Consider the following 15045-nt stretch of genomic DNA (forward strand, 5'->3'; position numbering starts at 1 on the left):
CGCTTCCGGCGTTTGGCCAGAGCTTACGAGAAGCTGCCGCAGACGCTGGCTGGATTACATTACGTGGCGTTTGCCATGTTGATGCTGCCGCACCTTCCTGATGTTGTTGGGATGGTTCAGAACATGCTCTAGCGTCAATATGTATGCCATCTGCTTCTGCTGGCATGCTGCGTATGCTTTCCGGCCCGGCGGCCCTCTTGTCCGGGCCAGGCCGGCCCGTCCGGCCAATGCACGGCGCCACCATGAAGCGCCGGCATACACACCACCCACCAAGTGAGGCCGAGATGTTGTTCTTCCGCAAAAAAGCCGTTGACGACGGTGCGCCCGCGTCTGGCGCGCGCGCCGACGCCCTTCCCCCCGTGCAAGTGATCCGTGCCCAGGCCGGGCAATTGGCACAGGCGCTGCCTGCCCAGCCCGAGCCGCGCGTGCGGCTGGCATTGGGCTATGTCAGCCCCAACGCCAATATGGACGCCGTGGCGCGCAGCGTGCGCGAGCGCTTTCCGCGCGCGGCCGTGGTGCTGACCAGCACGGCGGGCGAGCTGTGCGCCACGCGGGCGGGCGATGCGCTGTACCAGGACACCCCGCAAGGCTGGCAGGGCGTGGTGTTGCAGCTGTTCAGCGAGGCCATCATCGAGCAGGCGCATGTGGCCAATGTGCCGCTGGGCTGTGAGGACATCCGCCAGGGCGCGCCCAAGCTGCGCCACGATGCGCGGGTGGCGCAGCTGGCGCGCACGCTGGGCCAATTGTCGGTGCCGTTCTCGATGCGCGCGGAAGAAGGCTTTGTGCTGACCCTGGTGGATGGGCTGTCCAATAGCGAGAGTTTTTTGATGGAAGCGGTGTACGAATCCAACCGCTTTCCGTATCTGTTTGTTGGCGGCTCGGCCGGCGGCTTGCTGGATTTCAGCCACACCCGGCTGAATGACGGCCAGCAAACCCGCGAAAACCACGCGCTGCTGTGCTTTATCAAGCTCACCCCGGCGTATCGTTATGGGGTGTTCAAAACCCAGAACTTTGAAGAAACCGGTAAATCTTTCCTGATTGCCGGCGCCAATACCGAGCTGCGCACGGTGGATTCAGTGCTGGAGCAAAAAACCGGCGAAGTGCGCGACATGATCGGCGAGCTGTGCCAGCATTTTCATTGCCGCGAGGACGAGCTGGACGGCAAGCTGCAAAACCATACTTTCGGCATCAAGATCAATGGCGAAATCTTTGTGCGCTCGGTGCTGCAAATCAACCGGCAAACGCGCAAGCTGCACTTTGCCTGTGACATCGCCTTTGGTGAAACCCTGCACCTGCTCAAGGCGGTGGATTTTGTCAGCAAGACCGCCAATGACTACCGTACCTTCAGCCAGAACAAACCGGCGCCAGTGGGCGGGATTTTGTCCGACTGCATTTTGCGCCGGCTGAACAACGCTGCCCAGCTCGCTCGCGCCCAGGTGTATGGCGATGTGCCGGTGGCTGGGTTTTCCACTTTTGGCGAGCTCTTGGGGGTGAATATCAACCAGACCCTGACGGCGGTGTTTTTCTACCCGGCCAGCCAGGGTTTCCGCGATGAGTTTGTCGATCAGTTCACCCTGCATTACGCCAATTACAAAAATTACTTTTTCCGCCGCGAGCTGTCGCGCAGCACGGTGATCAGCGGCATGAAAAGCCAGATCATCCAGGATTTGCAGGGCTACAAAACCCTGGCCACCGAGCTGGGCGAAACCCTGCCGGCCTTCCGTGGCAATGCGCAGACGCAGATTGAGCAACTGGAAAGCATCGAAACCCGGCTGCGTGATTTCAGCACCCATGTCAGCGACGGCGCCCGCTCGACCGAATCGGTGCGTCAGCAAATTGGCGAGCTGGCCGAGCACGCCGGGCAAATTGGCAATGTGCTGGGTATGATCAAGAAAATCGCCGAACAGACCAATCTGCTGGCCTTGAACGCCGCCATTGAGGCCGCGCGCGCCGGCGAAGCCGGCCGAGGTTTTGCCGTGGTGGCCGATGAAGTGCGCAAGCTGGCCAACAACACCCAGTCCAATCTGGAAACCACCGGCGGCTCGATCGACAATGTGTTGCGCTCAATCGAGCAGGTCAGCAGCCAGATTCACCAGGTGGGCGAGCTGGTGGGTGGCTTTGCCGAGCGCATGGGCGACACGCTGGATACTCTGCAACAGCTGGCCGCCGCCGCACGGCAAGGCAAGGGCGACGTCGAGGCGATGCTCGCGCATACCGAATCGCTGTATCAGCATATGCAGAAAGTCGATCAAGAAATGGCGGGCATTCTGCTGCTGGAACGCAGTGACATGGCGCATTAAGCGCCGCTCACCCCTCCCGCGCTGGCCTTGCCCGGCGCTTTTTTATGCAGGTTTCTCTGGCGGTTTGACACGCAAAAATCTTTTTGACATATTCGCAGCCGGCTGGGGTATCCGTGCCAATAAGCGGTTAACGGGATTTCATATATCTGTCCCGCCGCACAAACAGCACATCCAGATTGGCTTTGGGCACAAAGTTCTGCTCGTGCAGGGTCAGCGTCAGTGGATCAGTCGCCGTGAATTTTCCGTCCAGGCACAGGCTGATCAGATCGGACGGCAGCTCCTTTTTCAGGATCAAGGTAAAGTCTTTGATCGGCCCACGCCAGTGATTGCCGGTGGTCAGGATATAGCTGAGTCCTGACCACAAGATCGTTGGCGTGTGATCAGGGTCTGCCCGCCGATCAATATGCCGTTCCAGGCGGTGAATGGCCGTGCGCGCCTCGGCATCCAGGCAGGCTAGCTTTTGCCATGTCTCGATGGTACTTCTGGCAGTGTACGGAACGCTGGTGTAGAGACTGGGCTTGTAAGCATGGCTGATGGCAACAGACTGCCCCGCCGGAAAAGTTTGCTGCCAGGTGAAATATTCATGAATGGTTAACTTTGGGTCATACGGCGGCTCGCCGCGCCAGGCCAGTGGCAGCGGTTTGCCACGTTTGGGCCGCCAGCCCAGAACCGGCTCATCCTGCCCCAGATAATATCTCAGGTCATCCAGCGTCCAGCCCAGGTCATAGATTTGTTGGGTGACATCTGTCTTTCCGTTGAGCAATACCACCATGCGTTGTGTGGTGGATTGGCGCTGGCCATTCACCCAGAGTCGAAACTGGGTGATCCGATCATAAAACATATCACCAAAACGCTCTTGTGGCATCGGGAAGGCCACGGGCAGGGTGAGTGTCTGCGCGCTGTGGTTAGTGAACACATAATCGACCTTCACCTGTTTCTCGCTAATCAGCAGCACTTCTTTGTCCATGCTGATGTCGGCTTGCTGTTTGAAGACGATGGTGCCGTTGTCCTCGCCAAAGGTGGAGTCATTGGCGAAAGATGCACTGCAAAGGCATAGCGTGGCGAGCACAGCCATGCCAGAAAGAATATGGCGGATCATGATAAAAGCCAGCTCAAGGGTGGTAGCGAAGTTGGACGCCAGCTTAGCGTATTTTTATATGGCACGCATCAATCAGCACGTATAAAAACCCCGTCACCCCTACACGGACGCCCACCCATAAAATAGCCTCAACCAATAAACGATAGATGTCATCGCATATTGAGCCGCAAAAAACCTTGCGATACAATCAAGGACAAAAGTCTTTTTGTCTGACGTGAAAAGTATTTTTTACATGTAAATCATGCTGTTACATAAAAATCATTTTTGGTTTTAATATGAAAAACCCATAACACCTTGATTGAATTGTGACTCACCTGAAACATTTTATCTCATCCGACATGCAACTCAACACGCGGACTGACGTCAATTTCAATTCATTACAAAAGCCACGCCCAAGGCACTAGCTTGGCATCGCACCGAAACATTCTCTTGCTTATCACACAAACCCCACTTCAACACATTGTCACACAAGGATATTTTTCATGCCCCTGACCCAGCAAAACATATTGATTGCCGACGGCACCCTGACCGACCTGAACGTGCTGCTGGCGGATCTGCCCACCCGGATGCAGGTTGTCCGTGTCACCAGCGCGGTACAGGCATTGACGGCATTCTGGCAGGCCCTGGCCACGCCTGGCTTGCGCCAGTTGCATGTGCTGGCACACGGTGAACCGGGTGCAGTGGCATTTGCTGGCCAGCGACTCACCGCAGCTGATTTTGTCCGCCGTTTTGATGGCGCCGCCCAGCGCGATCTGGATCTGGCGTTCTGGTCTTGCCGTACGGGTGAAGGCGAGGCAGGCAAGGCGTTTGTGCATGCATTGGCCCAGGCAACCGGGGCACGAGTAGCGGCCAGCGAGCGCCTGATTGGCAATGGCTATTGGGCACTGACCCCGGCCATTGTGCCGCCGTTTGCCATTAAGGCGCGCGAAGCGTATGAACACACACTGCCGACCCAGCCGTCCTTTATCTCGCCAGCGTTCTACCAAGACGCCGAGCGTGGTGAGGCAGCACAATCCGTGAACCTGGGCGATTTGAACGAAGATGGCTTGGTAGATATTCAAGCGGCCAGCCGGGATATGTATGGCGCGGAAAATCTGACAAGCACCCTGCTGAACGATGGTGGTGGCACCGGCACCTTCACCGCAGTATTTAATCTGCCTGGCGCAGCCAATGGGGTTTCTCAACACACCCGGCTGGCGGATATGAACAGCGATGGACATCTGGACTTTGTGGCCATGACAACCATGCCATCTAAAGACTTGGTGATTTCCTGGGGAGCTGGCACGGGTCAATACACGGCTTATGCCAAACCGTTGAATGGTGTAGCCAATTTACTGGCCTGGGATGATTTTACCGTGGCCGACGTCAATGGCGATGGCAAAATGGATCTGGTGCTGGCAGGCGAGTCCAACGGTCAGACCACAATCAGTGTGCTGACCGGCACCGGCAATGGCGCCTTTGCCAGCACACCCACCTCGCTGGCCATCGAAACCGCCGGCGTGAATGTGGTCCAACACATCGAGGCCGCCGATCTGAATCAGGATGGCTACGCAGATCTGGTGACAACGCGGAGTGACGGCCGGACTTCCGTGTCGTTTGGCAGCGCCAACGGGCTGACGCTGAGCCAGATTTATCCCTCATCCTCGTTCAACAATACCGATGGCGATGCATTGGCCCTGGCGGATGTCAATCATGACGGCAAGCTGGACATGATCAGCGCCATCGACAGCATCCAGACCGTGACAGTGCGCCTGAATCAAGGCAATGGGACGTTTGGCGCCGCGACATTCAACGCCCTGAACGGCCTGGGGATGGTCACCAGTTTGGCCGTGGGCGATGTGAACCAGGATGGGAACCAAGACATTGTTGTTGCCACGGATATGGGCAGCCCACAGGTGTTGCTCAATACCGGCACCGGCACGTTTTCCACTCCAGTCAACCTGCCCGGCGCCGTGACGGGGTCGGTGGATGTCGCACTGGGTGACGTCAATCAGGATGGCAAACTGGACGTGGTGACCGCCTTGATGTCAGGTGAGGTCGGCGTGTGGCTGAACAGCACTACTGCCTCGGACACCACGGCACCCACCTTTGCCAGCGCCAGCGTCAATGGCGCCACCGTGGTGCTGACACTGAACGACGCCAATGCGCTGGATGCCAGTGCCACCGCACCATTAAGCGCTTACTCGGTGAAGGTCAACGGCGTGGCCGCTGCACTGACCGGTAGCCCGGTAGTCAATGCCAGCGCCAAAACCATTACCCTGACCCTGGCCACCGCCGTCCTGCCGGCACAAACCGTCAGCGTCAGCTACACCGACCCCAGCAGCAGCAATGATGTCAACGCGGTACAAGATATCACAGGCAATGATGCCTCCAGCATCAGCAACTTTGCCGTCAGCAATCAGACAACCAGCGGCGTTTATACGCTGGGTGTTACGCAGGCTAACTACACTGCTAGCGGCAGCTACAATCTGGACATCATTGGCAATGCCCTGAATAACAGCATTGCCGGTAATAGTGGCGCCAACTTGATCGACGGTGGCAATGGCAATGATGTGCTGAACGGGGGTAATGGTAATGACACCCTGCTGGGCGGGGCAGGCAAAGACACCTTGACCGGAGGCTTGGGGGTGGACTCGCTGGCTGGTGGTGCCGACAACGATATTTACTATGTGGACAACAGCGACGATGTAATCAGTGAAGATGTCACTGGCGGGGTGGATATTGTGTATGCCTCAGCATCCTATGTATTGTCTGCCAATGTAGAAGGCTTGAACCTGCAAGGTAGCGCCAACCTCTCCGGCACCGGCAATGCCCTGGCCAATACCATGAATGGCAACACGGGTGACAATATGCTGACCGGGCTGGACGGTAACGATGTACTGGATGGCAAACAGGGGGCGGATACCTTGGTTGGCGGCCAGGGCAGCGATACCTACTATCTCGACAACGCGGGGGATCAAATCATTGAGCTGGCCGGCGAAGGCGTGGATGTAGTATTTACCTCAGTCAGTTACACCATGGCCGACAATGTGGAAAACATGCGTGCCACGGCCATTGGGCTGACCCTGGTCGGCAATGCGCTAAACAATCTGATCTATGGCTCGACCGGACAAGATGCGCTGATTGACGGCGGTGCCGGCAATGATATCATTTACTCTCAGGGCAATGATATGGGGGCGACGGAGATCGTCCACGGCGGCGCAGGCAATGACACGATTTATGTTAATGGCTTCACGGCATCCGGCAATTATGGCTCCTATGTGTATGGCGATGACGGCAATGACACGCTGGATGCCTCGGTGGGCGATGTGCAGTCGGGGCTGTATGGCGGTACTGGCAACGACACCTACATCATCAACAATCTGAACAACGCCGTCATCGAAGACAGCAACGCCGGCATCGATACGGTCAAATCCAGCGTCACCTTCTCTTTGCAATACGGTGAATTTCTGGTGCCTAACTATGGCTCACTGTCCACCGTCAGTGATGATGTCGAAAACCTGACACTGACCGGAACCGGCAATATCAACGGTCTGGGCAACGCATTGGCCAACTATATCCTGGGCAATACCGGCAGCAATCTGTTGCAGGGGCGCGATGGAAACGACCAACTGATTGGGCAAGGCGGGGATGACACACTGGAAGGTGGAGCCGGCAATGATGTTCTGGCCCCGGTGACGCATACCAGCAGCACAGGCGCACCACGCGTGCTGACCGGCCAGATCACCCTGACCGGTGGCGCGGGATCGGATGTGTTCTGGATGACCCAGGGCTATGTGGGCGACCACAGCAGCGGGGCCAATACCCTGAACATCACCGACTTTGTGCACGGGGCGGACAAAATCAAGCTCACCCTGGGCGCCAGCGTCACCTTGCCCACCAGCGTCACCACCCTGACGCCGGGCACCGGGGCCACGCTGAGCAGCCTGCTCAACCAGGCCAGCAGCAGCGCCACTGCTGCAACCACACCCAAGGTGACGGTGTTTAGTTTCTCTGGCGACACCTATCTGGTGCTGGATCAGAGCAATGCCACCACGTTTGCCAGCGGTGATTTGGCCATCAAGCTGACCGGGGTGCAGACAGTCAGCTTCAGCGATCTGGCCTTTGTGAAGATGTAAGCCGCACGGGGTAGCCGCTGCCCATGCAAAAACCCCCGTCAGGCATCTGCCTGGCGGGGGTTTTTTGTGAAGATGAGTTGGTCGCCGCCGGGGCGCCCTGACCTTGATGGTTGATCAGTCGGCAAACTGCGCGGTGCGCTTGCTCATGCTGGCCATCACCGCCTGCTGAATATCGTTGGATAACAGCATGGCGGCGTTCCAGTTGGCCACGTACTCCAGGCTGTCGGCCACGCTGTGGTCGCGGCTGTAGTTCAGCACCTGTTTTGTCCCGCGCACCGCCAGCGGCGATTTGCCGGCGATGCTGGCCGCCACCTGGCGGGCGTGGGCCAGCAGCGCGTCCTGGCTGTCGAACACCTGATTGACCAATTTGAGCTGCGCGGCTTCGGCGGCGTCGATGCGTCGGCCGGTCAGGCACAGCTCGCGCGCCACGCCTTCGCCGACAATGCGCGGCAGCCGTTGCAGCGTGCCCACGTCGGCAGTCATGCCCATGTCGATTTCGCGCACGGCAAAGTAAGCGTCGGTGCTGGCAAAGCGGATGTCGGCGGCGGTGACCAGATCAATGCCGCCGCCGATGCAGGCGCCGTGGATGGCGGCGATCACCGGCTTGCGGCAGCGCTCCAGGCTGGAGATATCGTCTTGCAGTTGCAGGATCAGCCGGCGCAGCGCCTCGCGCTTGCGGCCCTCGCATTCTTGGTGGATGGCTTGCTGGATGTTCAGCAGCATGGCCAGATCAATGCCGGCGCAAAAGTTTTTGCCCGCGCCGGTCAGCACCACCACGCGCACCTCGGGGGTGTCGTCGGCCCATTGCAGCGCCTCGCGCAGCGCGCGCCACATGTCCTGGTCAAAGGCGTTGGATTTGTCCGGGCGGTTCAGCGTCAGGGTGGCGATGCCGTCGGCAAGGTGGCGGCTCAGGCAGGCGTCGGTCATGGGTGGGCGTTCCTGTGGTCAAGGTGAATCAGCAAGGCGGCAGACCCAGCAGCGCACACAGCTGGCGCTTCAGGTCGTCCAGGATGGCGGCATCCAGCCGGGCCAGTTGCAGGCCGCCTTGCAGGGCGGCAAACATCACCGCCGCCATGGCGCGGGCGTCGCCGGCAAAGTGAAACTCCCCGCTGGCCAGGCCGTGTTGCAGAATGCGAGTGGCCCAATCGCGCATTTCGGCGACAAAGGCCAGGGCTTCGGCTTGCATGTCTGACGGCAGCACATGAAACTCGGCGCTGAGCACGCCGCTGGGGCAGATTTGCTGGTTGTGCTGGTAGTAACGGGTGGACAGCTGAAAATACGCTTCCAGCTGGGCGCGGGCCGATTGGCCGGCCTGGCCATCGACAAAGCGCTGAAAACGCCGGCGATAGCGCTGGATCACCGCCACGCCCAGGTCGTTTTTTTTCGGGTAATGGTAGTGAATGGCGGCGTTCTTCATGCCCAGCTCGCTGGAAATATGCTGGTAGCTGAAGGCGTTGAAGCCACGGGTGAGCAGCAGATCCTCGGCCATGTCGAGAATGCGCTTTTTAGTGTCTTGCCGGTCGTCGTCCGGCGGCGGCAGTGCAGAAGCAGTCATGCCGCGAATTTACTTATTGATAGGTAAGTTGTCAAATTCCATGCCGGGGCGGTGCGGGTGCAGCCACAACTCGCCTGCGCCCCTGCACACCACACAGCCTGGTTTCCCCGGCGTAGCCAGGGGGGGGCGCTGTTTACACCAGCGCTTGCGGACGAAACTCCAGGGCGGCAAAGTCGTCGGCGATTTCCTGACCAAACTCCAGAATGGTGTCGTCGTCTTCGTCGTAAAACCAGTTGAGCACCACAATATTGCCCGACAGCACGGCGTTATTGAGGATTTCAAACAGCGAAAACAGCATCTTGGTGCTGGAGCTATTGAAGTAAGCCAGGGTGACATTCACCTGAATGGTGGTGTCGCTGCGGCCGGCCAGATAGCTTTCCACGGCGGCAATCACCGGCACATAAAAAGCGGCGGCATTTTCCGGAAAGGATTCACCCTTCAGCGTCAGGGAGTGGGTGTCAAAGCGAAAGTCCACTTCCGGCTCGCTGGCGGTGGCGGGGATATACAGGTTTTCCATGATTGGGCTCTTGGAGGCGTGAATCAGAATTTGGCTTTCAGGTAGAACATCGCCGTCTTGCCGTCGGGCTGTTCGTCAAAATGGAACTCAATCGGCTCGGAGGCATCGCGGGCCACGGTCAGAAAGCCCAGGCCAGCGCCCTTGCTGCCGGCTTCGTTCTCGCTGCGCAGCTGGGTTTTGTAGGCCGCCTTGATTTCTTCCTGCGACATGCTTTGCAGGGCATTCAGCCGGTCGCGCATGCGCGGGGCCCGGCTGGCCGCCACCGGATTGCCGCAGACGATGAAGAACTTGCCTTCACTCTCGCCAATCCACACCGCGCCATGGCGCAGCTCGTCGTCCTGCTGGTCAACATCACTGAAGGTGTCGGCAGAATAATGAATCACGTTCTGCGCCATCTCGATAAAGGTGGAAAACACCTTGCGCTGGGTGGCAGCCTTGTTGCCGGAGTGCGCCAGCCGTTGTTTCAGCGCTTCGGCCATGGCAGCGACGATGTTCTGGGAAAACAGGCCAGAGTAATAAAAGATCACATTGCACTTTCGCTCCAGTTCGCGAAAGCTGTTGATCTCACTTTGCAACATGTCATTGACTCGCAGGGTATGCTCGGTCATCTCAGTGTGCCTTTGTGATATTACGATTCAGTGAACCCGGTATCCGGGTTTAATCCAGACGGAAACCAAAAATACTGACGTCATCACGGCGCAGATGCTCGCCCTGGTATTTGTAAAAGGTGTCCATGATGTGGGCTTTTTGCTGCTCCATCGATTTGCTGGCGCATTCCATGATGGCTTTTTTCAGCCGCTTCTTGCCAAAGGCAATCTGCTTGGGGCCGCCAATCTGATCGATGATGCCATCGGTAGTGATGTACACCCGGCTACCAGGCTTCAGGCTGAGGGTCTGGTTTTCCCAGGCGTAATCCATGGGGGTGTCAATATAGCCCACGCCTTTTTTATCACCCTTGATCACCTCCAGGTCTTCCGCCCCCGGCGGCAGGATGAACAGCGGCGTTTTGGCGCCCGCAAAGGTCAGCGTGCGGCTACGGTGATCCACCCAGCAGAATGCCGTATCCATGCCGTCGTCCGAGTGCATTTCGCCGCCGTCGTCCATGCCCTGGCGGCCACCATCAAACTGCCCCAGCGACTGCTTGACCGTGCGGTTGACCTCGGCCAGTGCGGCAGCCGGGTTGTGCAGGTCGGTTTCTTTCAGCACCTGATTCAGCGCCGAGGCGATGATCAGCGTCATGAAGGCGCCGGGCACGCCGTGGCCGGTGCAGTCGATCACCGCGCAGAAAAACCCGTCGTCGTGTTTGACAAAATAGTAGTAATCGCCGCCCACCACATCGCGTGGCTCCCAGTGCATGAAATAGTCATTCAGCGCGGCGGCCATGTCCTCGCGGCTGCTGCGCAAAAACGATTTCTGGATCACGCTGGCGTAGTTGATGGATTCCATCACCAGGCGGTTTTTTTCTGCTTGCAGATCGGCTATCGCTTTGACCAGATCCACCCCGGCGCCAATCCCGATGTATTGCTGGTCACGGGTGATGATAAAACCATCAGCCAGGGCTTTTTCGCCGTTGGCCACCGCCATGAAACTCAGATCCTGCAAGCTGACATCATGCTCGACCACCAGCGGTGAGTGGTTCATGAAGGCGATGCAGCTCTTGCGAGCGTACAGCTCGCGGTGAAACGGCTTGGCCAGTTGGCTCATGAACTGGTTGCGGTTGATGATGCCCATCGGCCGGCCGTTTTCCACCACCGGCAGCGCACCAACGTGCTGATGTTCGGAGAACAAGTGCAGCACCTGTTCATTGGTGTCCTCAGGCGAGGCCACTGGGCAGTTTTGCGCCAGATGGCCAGCCAGCGAACGACCGTTGATGCCAGGACGAACCTGGCTGGCAGAGCGGCGGGTGGCGGTAAGACGGGAAGGAACAGCGGTATTCGGCATGGCGGCAGCTCCATATCAAGCCGCGCGTCGAGGGCGCCTGGTGGGCGCCGGCCGGCGGCGCGGATACGGGATAAGGTGGGGAAGACACGGCCATGCTACGAACTGGATGTGACGAAAATATGTTGCAGGTGCAAAAAATCCGCCTGGGCGCCATCGTGCCAGACATGCCAGGCAAGAAAAATATGCGAAAAGCGACAACAATGTGTTAAAAGAATGGCAGGGACTGTTATTTTATTACGTAAAACTACGTAGTTATCTACACTGTCAAATAGTCAACGTTGCTCACAAAACTCAGCGCAGCAATCCTGGCCGGGCGTACAGCCGGCAGGCCGTGCAACAACAGCAGGCGGGTTTTGTCAGCGGTTCCAACACGTGCCGAGCCCTGTCTGTCATGATTCCCACTCCTTGCTGGACCCTCCGCCTTACCGCCTTGTGCTGCCTGATCATCCTGAGCGGCTGCCGCCCCGAAAACCTGCATCTGGCTGGAGACTGGCAGTGTGGTGATTTCAGCCTGGCCCTGGCGCGCGATGGCAGCTATCTGTTGCGCCCGCAGCAGGCTGGCGAGCCGGATGAGGTACGCGGCGTATATCGGGTAGATCAGGAACAAGGCACCTTGCGCATCCGCTACGACAGCCAGCACAGCAGTCAGCAACGCTACGTCTATGTGGCCAGTCAGTACCCGACAGAAGGGTTTTATCTGAACACCCGTCCCGACCTGCACGGCGAACCCAAATTGTGCCTGCGCCGGGGCGGCTGGGCATAAAGCCCAGCGCCCGCTGTTGACGGCCATGCAGGAATGCGACATTTCTGTCGCCATCCGACCGCTCGTGCCGGAACTTTATTGCCTTTGCCTATGTCCATCACCGACAATCACGTCAGCGCACCATCACTGGCGTGAGGGTGAACACTTCTGGCTGGCGTGTGTCCACCGTCACCCGTACCCAGTGATTGACCGGGCTGCCAAACGTTTCCAGCCGGGTCAGATTGGGCAGCACCCGGGTCGGGCTGTACAGCGGCTTGTCCACCTTGAAGAAATGGGTGTCACCGTGCACTAGCAATACCTGGCCAGCGTACTGCTCGGTCAGCCCGGTCAGTGCCTGCATCAGGGCACGATAGCCCTTGTACTGCGGCAGGGTGCTTTCATCCACGTCTTCGGTTTCTGGCAGGTCAAAACCGGGGTCGGCCTGAAAAAACACCACCACACCGGCCGCATGCTGCTGGCCGGCCTGGGCAAAGCCGCTGCGCAGCCAATCGATATTGGCAGCGTCCCGCTCGGCATACTCGGCATTGCCCGCCTGGCACTGCGCCAGGGTGCGTGCGCTCTTGTGCGTGCACTCTTTGTCGCTCAGCACCAGATTATTGTTGCTGCCCGGCACGTTCAGGCCGATGAACACCACGCCGCCGTAACTGAAGCGGACGTTCTCGGCAAATTTGCCGCCCAATGGCCCCTGACGGATGAGTGCCAGCCGGGTTTGGCCAAAACTGTCCGGCTGGTTGGCCAGCACCTGACGCAGCCGCGCCAGGCGCTCCAGTGGGTCATAACCGCCGTTGTTCAGGCGATGGCAATCGGTCCATTCGTTGTCGCCCACCGCGTAGATCAATGGTTTTTTCAGGCGGTTGAACATGGCTGCGGCGCGGGTAAAGGTGGCATCATCACATGACGAACTGCCATCCTTGATGTCGCCGTCGTACAAAGAGAACCGGATATCCGACTGATTGAGGCTACGAATCACCGCTTCAGTCTGCGTGGCATCCTGATTCTTGGCGTAAGGCATGTCACCCCAGGCGCCAAAACTGAATACTGGTGGCGCCGCCTGAGCCAGTGTGGCCGTCAACAAGCTGGCCAGCAAAAGGGAAATGCGCATGAGAGTCTCCTGTGCGTGCAAGAAAGTGTCCACCATCATACGGCAGGCCAGCGACACGCCGATGACAAACTGCCTGCCGTTGCCCTGTTCATCCTGAGAGAATGCTTTTTGCATTTTTAGGTTTGTCGAGAGATTGGCAAATCATGAGCAAACCAATAGGTATATTTACGGTAGCTCACACATTCAACCGCTTACGGCATCCGTGCCACTTAATCCAATTGATTAAATTGGATTGCCATTCCCCCGGCTTGTTGCTACCATCCCCAGCTTGCCGGACTTTTTTGCAAGGATCATCGTGTGCCTAAAAAAACTGCGCTATTTGTCGATTTTGACAATGTATTTTTATGTCTGAAAGCCATCGACCCGAGTTTGGCGGATTGTTTTGCCAAACGGCCAGCCGAGTGGCTGAAACAGTTGGAAAGCACCGACCGCCGTTTTCTGATTCGTCGCTGTTACATGAATCCGTCGTCGTTCGAGGAATATCGCTCTTATTTTATTTATTCTGCGTTCGATGTCATCGACTGCCCACCCATCACCAAACAGGGCAAGACACTGGCCGACATGCACATGACCATCGACATTGTCGATCGCTTGATGCATCCAACCCATTTCGAAGAATTCATGCTGTTTTCAGCCGACTCGGACTTCACACCGGTGCTGCAGAAACTGCGGGAATACGACCGTCAGACCTGCGTGGTGCTGGCCGGCATGACGTCGGGCGCCTATCGGGCATCAGCAGATGAAATCCTGCAGCTGACCGAGCTGCTGGACAAAATGCAAGGCTATGCCGGAAATCAGGCATATATGCAAAACGAGCATTCGCAATATTATGCTCCGACGCCACGCGCCGAATATCCCGCCCGGCCGGTGCGCCAGGCAGTGGTGCCAGCGCCAGCGGCCCCGGAATGGTTAAGTGAAGAAAAAAACCAGGCCGTGATCCAGGTATTGATTGAGGCGCTGCAAAATGCCTCACATGCCATTCCTTCCGCCAAGGTGATTGAAATCCTGCGTGAAAATTTTGGCAGTGAGGCCAATAACTGGTTTGGGTTTGGTCGCCCGGCCAGTTTCTTTACTGCGGTGAATATTTATGAACACGGAGTGATTTTCTCGCAGGCGGCCCCTGGGTATCTTTACCTAGCCGACAAGCACACGCCCCCGCGTGAGCTGGCCACCCTGGGCGAGTGGTTGCGCGACCCGGGCAGCGACCCGGTGCTGATCCAATTGGCCAACCGGATTTGCGCACTGACCGAAACGCCGCCGTTAAGTCCGCAGGAATACCGTGTCTGCTTCCAGCACATTGCCGAGCTCTTGCAGCACCAAGGCAGTGGCCTGAACGAGATGTCCAAAAATCTGCGCGACCATGCCAAGGATCAGGGTATTGCCCTGTCACGCCAGGACGCGACCGGCATGCTGTTCCTGCTGGAGCGCAACGGAGTGAACCTGCAATATGCCGGCAAGCAGGGCGACGAACTGGCAGCCATCTATGCCGATGCCGTGGCACGCCGTTGTGCCACCAGCCAATGGCAGCTCAGCCAGGATGAATTGCTGCTTCTGCGCGACTGGCTGGGTGCGCCTGCCGAATCAGGCCAACCCTTGCCGGCATGAAAAACGCCACGCCATGCCTTACGAGGCATGGCGTGGCGTGGGTGC

The 15045-nt window shown here is 58.1% G+C and carries 11 protein-coding genes and 1 pseudogene; 5 read left to right on the top strand and 7 right to left on the bottom strand.

The annotated features are described in order from the left end of the window. Window positions 1-284: 284 nt before the first annotated feature. Both DFR34_RS17895 and DFR34_RS17900 read left to right on the top strand, forming a co-directional pair. A pseudogene (locus DFR34_RS17895) lies at window positions 285-1472 on the top strand (FIST signal transduction protein); the annotation flags it as partial. Between the two features lie 18 nt (window positions 1473-1490). Beyond that, entirely contained in the window at window positions 1491-2300 is an 810-nt protein-coding gene (locus tag DFR34_RS17900) for a methyl-accepting chemotaxis protein (protein WP_373277975.1), read from the top strand. Between the two features lie 127 nt (window positions 2301-2427). Here DFR34_RS17900 and DFR34_RS12785 read toward each other — a convergent pair whose 3' ends face one another. Continuing rightward, complete coding sequence (locus DFR34_RS12785; protein ID WP_110391551.1) at window positions 2428-3399, bottom strand: DUF4424 family protein; 972 nt, start codon at window positions 3397-3399, stop codon at window positions 2428-2430. A 482-nt stretch (window positions 3400-3881) separates the two neighbouring features. Between DFR34_RS12785 and DFR34_RS12790 the strand changes: the two genes are divergently transcribed. Next, complete coding sequence (locus DFR34_RS12790) at window positions 3882-7517, top strand: FG-GAP-like repeat-containing protein (RefSeq protein WP_110391552.1); 3636 nt, start codon at window positions 3882-3884, stop codon at window positions 7515-7517. Window positions 7518-7631: 114 nt separating this feature from the next. On the opposite strand, the gene DFR34_RS12795 is transcribed toward DFR34_RS12790, so the two are convergent. From DFR34_RS12795 to DFR34_RS12815, 5 genes are all read right to left on the bottom strand, one after another. After that, a complete protein-coding gene (locus tag DFR34_RS12795; protein ID WP_110391553.1) occupies window positions 7632-8444 on the bottom strand; it encodes a crotonase/enoyl-CoA hydratase family protein in 813 nt (270 codons plus the stop codon). A gap of 28 nt (window positions 8445-8472) precedes the next feature. Continuing rightward, window positions 8473-9072: a TetR/AcrR family transcriptional regulator gene (locus DFR34_RS12800; protein ID WP_110391554.1), complete on the bottom strand. Its 600-nt coding sequence runs from the start codon at window positions 9070-9072 to the stop codon at window positions 8473-8475. Window positions 9073-9205: 133 nt separating this feature from the next. After that, a complete protein-coding gene (locus DFR34_RS12805; RefSeq protein ID WP_110391555.1) occupies window positions 9206-9589 on the bottom strand; it encodes a DUF1987 domain-containing protein in 384 nt (127 codons plus the stop codon). 23 nt (window positions 9590-9612) lie between these two features. After that, window positions 9613-10197 carry a SiaB family protein kinase gene (locus DFR34_RS12810; protein WP_245906890.1) on the bottom strand — a complete coding sequence of 195 codons (585 nt, stop codon included), beginning with the start codon at window positions 10195-10197 and terminating at the stop codon, window positions 9613-9615. A gap of 49 nt (window positions 10198-10246) precedes the next feature. Further along, on the bottom strand, window positions 10247-11530 hold the full coding sequence (locus DFR34_RS12815) for a SpoIIE family protein phosphatase (protein WP_110391556.1): 1284 nt from the start codon (window positions 11528-11530) through the stop codon (window positions 10247-10249). 391 nt (window positions 11531-11921) lie between these two features. On the opposite strand from DFR34_RS12815, the gene DFR34_RS12820 reads away from it, so the two are divergent. Further along, window positions 11922-12293 (top strand): hypothetical protein, encoded by a 372-nt coding sequence (locus DFR34_RS12820; protein ID WP_146215143.1) that lies wholly within the window; start codon window positions 11922-11924, stop codon window positions 12291-12293. Window positions 12294-12405: 112 nt separating this feature from the next. On the opposite strand, the gene DFR34_RS12825 is transcribed toward DFR34_RS12820, so the two are convergent. Continuing rightward, window positions 12406-13395, bottom strand: coding sequence for a hypothetical protein (locus DFR34_RS12825; protein ID WP_211309406.1), 990 nt, complete (start codon window positions 13393-13395; stop codon window positions 12406-12408). Window positions 13396-13692: 297 nt separating this feature from the next. On the opposite strand from DFR34_RS12825, the gene DFR34_RS12830 reads away from it, so the two are divergent. Then, entirely contained in the window at window positions 13693-15000 is a 1308-nt protein-coding gene (locus tag DFR34_RS12830; RefSeq protein WP_158281823.1) for an NYN domain-containing protein, read from the top strand. The last annotated feature ends 45 nt before the right edge of the window (window positions 15001-15045 follow it).

Origin of the sequence: Rivihabitans pingtungensis (genome assembly GCF_003201855.1) — a bacterium.
Taxonomy (GTDB): domain Bacteria; phylum Pseudomonadota; class Gammaproteobacteria; order Burkholderiales; family Aquaspirillaceae; genus Rivihabitans; species Rivihabitans pingtungensis.

Bases quoted from the DNA above. Each gene is read 5' to 3' on its own strand.
- DFR34_RS12790 (WP_110391552.1), top strand. From the start codon at position 3,882: ATGCCCCTGACCCAGCAAAACATATTGATTGCCGACGGCACCCTGACC.
- DFR34_RS12825 (WP_211309406.1), bottom strand. From the start codon at position 13,395: ATGCGCATTTCCCTTTTGCTGGCCAGCTTGTTGACGGCCACACTGGCT.
- DFR34_RS12805 (WP_110391555.1), bottom strand. From the start codon at position 9,589: ATGGAAAACCTGTATATCCCCGCCACCGCCAGCGAGCCGGAAGTGGAC.
- DFR34_RS12800 (WP_110391554.1), bottom strand. From the start codon at position 9,072: ATGACTGCTTCTGCACTGCCGCCGCCGGACGACGACCGGCAAGACACT.
- DFR34_RS12795 (WP_110391553.1), bottom strand. From the start codon at position 8,444: ATGACCGACGCCTGCCTGAGCCGCCACCTTGCCGACGGCATCGCCACC.
- DFR34_RS12785 (WP_110391551.1), bottom strand. From the start codon at position 3,399: ATGATCCGCCATATTCTTTCTGGCATGGCTGTGCTCGCCACGCTATGC.
- DFR34_RS12810 (WP_245906890.1), bottom strand. From the start codon at position 10,197: ATGACCGAGCATACCCTGCGAGTCAATGACATGTTGCAAAGTGAGATC.
- DFR34_RS12815 (WP_110391556.1), bottom strand. From the start codon at position 11,530: ATGCCGAATACCGCTGTTCCTTCCCGTCTTACCGCCACCCGCCGCTCT.
- DFR34_RS12820 (WP_146215143.1), top strand. From the start codon at position 11,922: ATGATTCCCACTCCTTGCTGGACCCTCCGCCTTACCGCCTTGTGCTGC.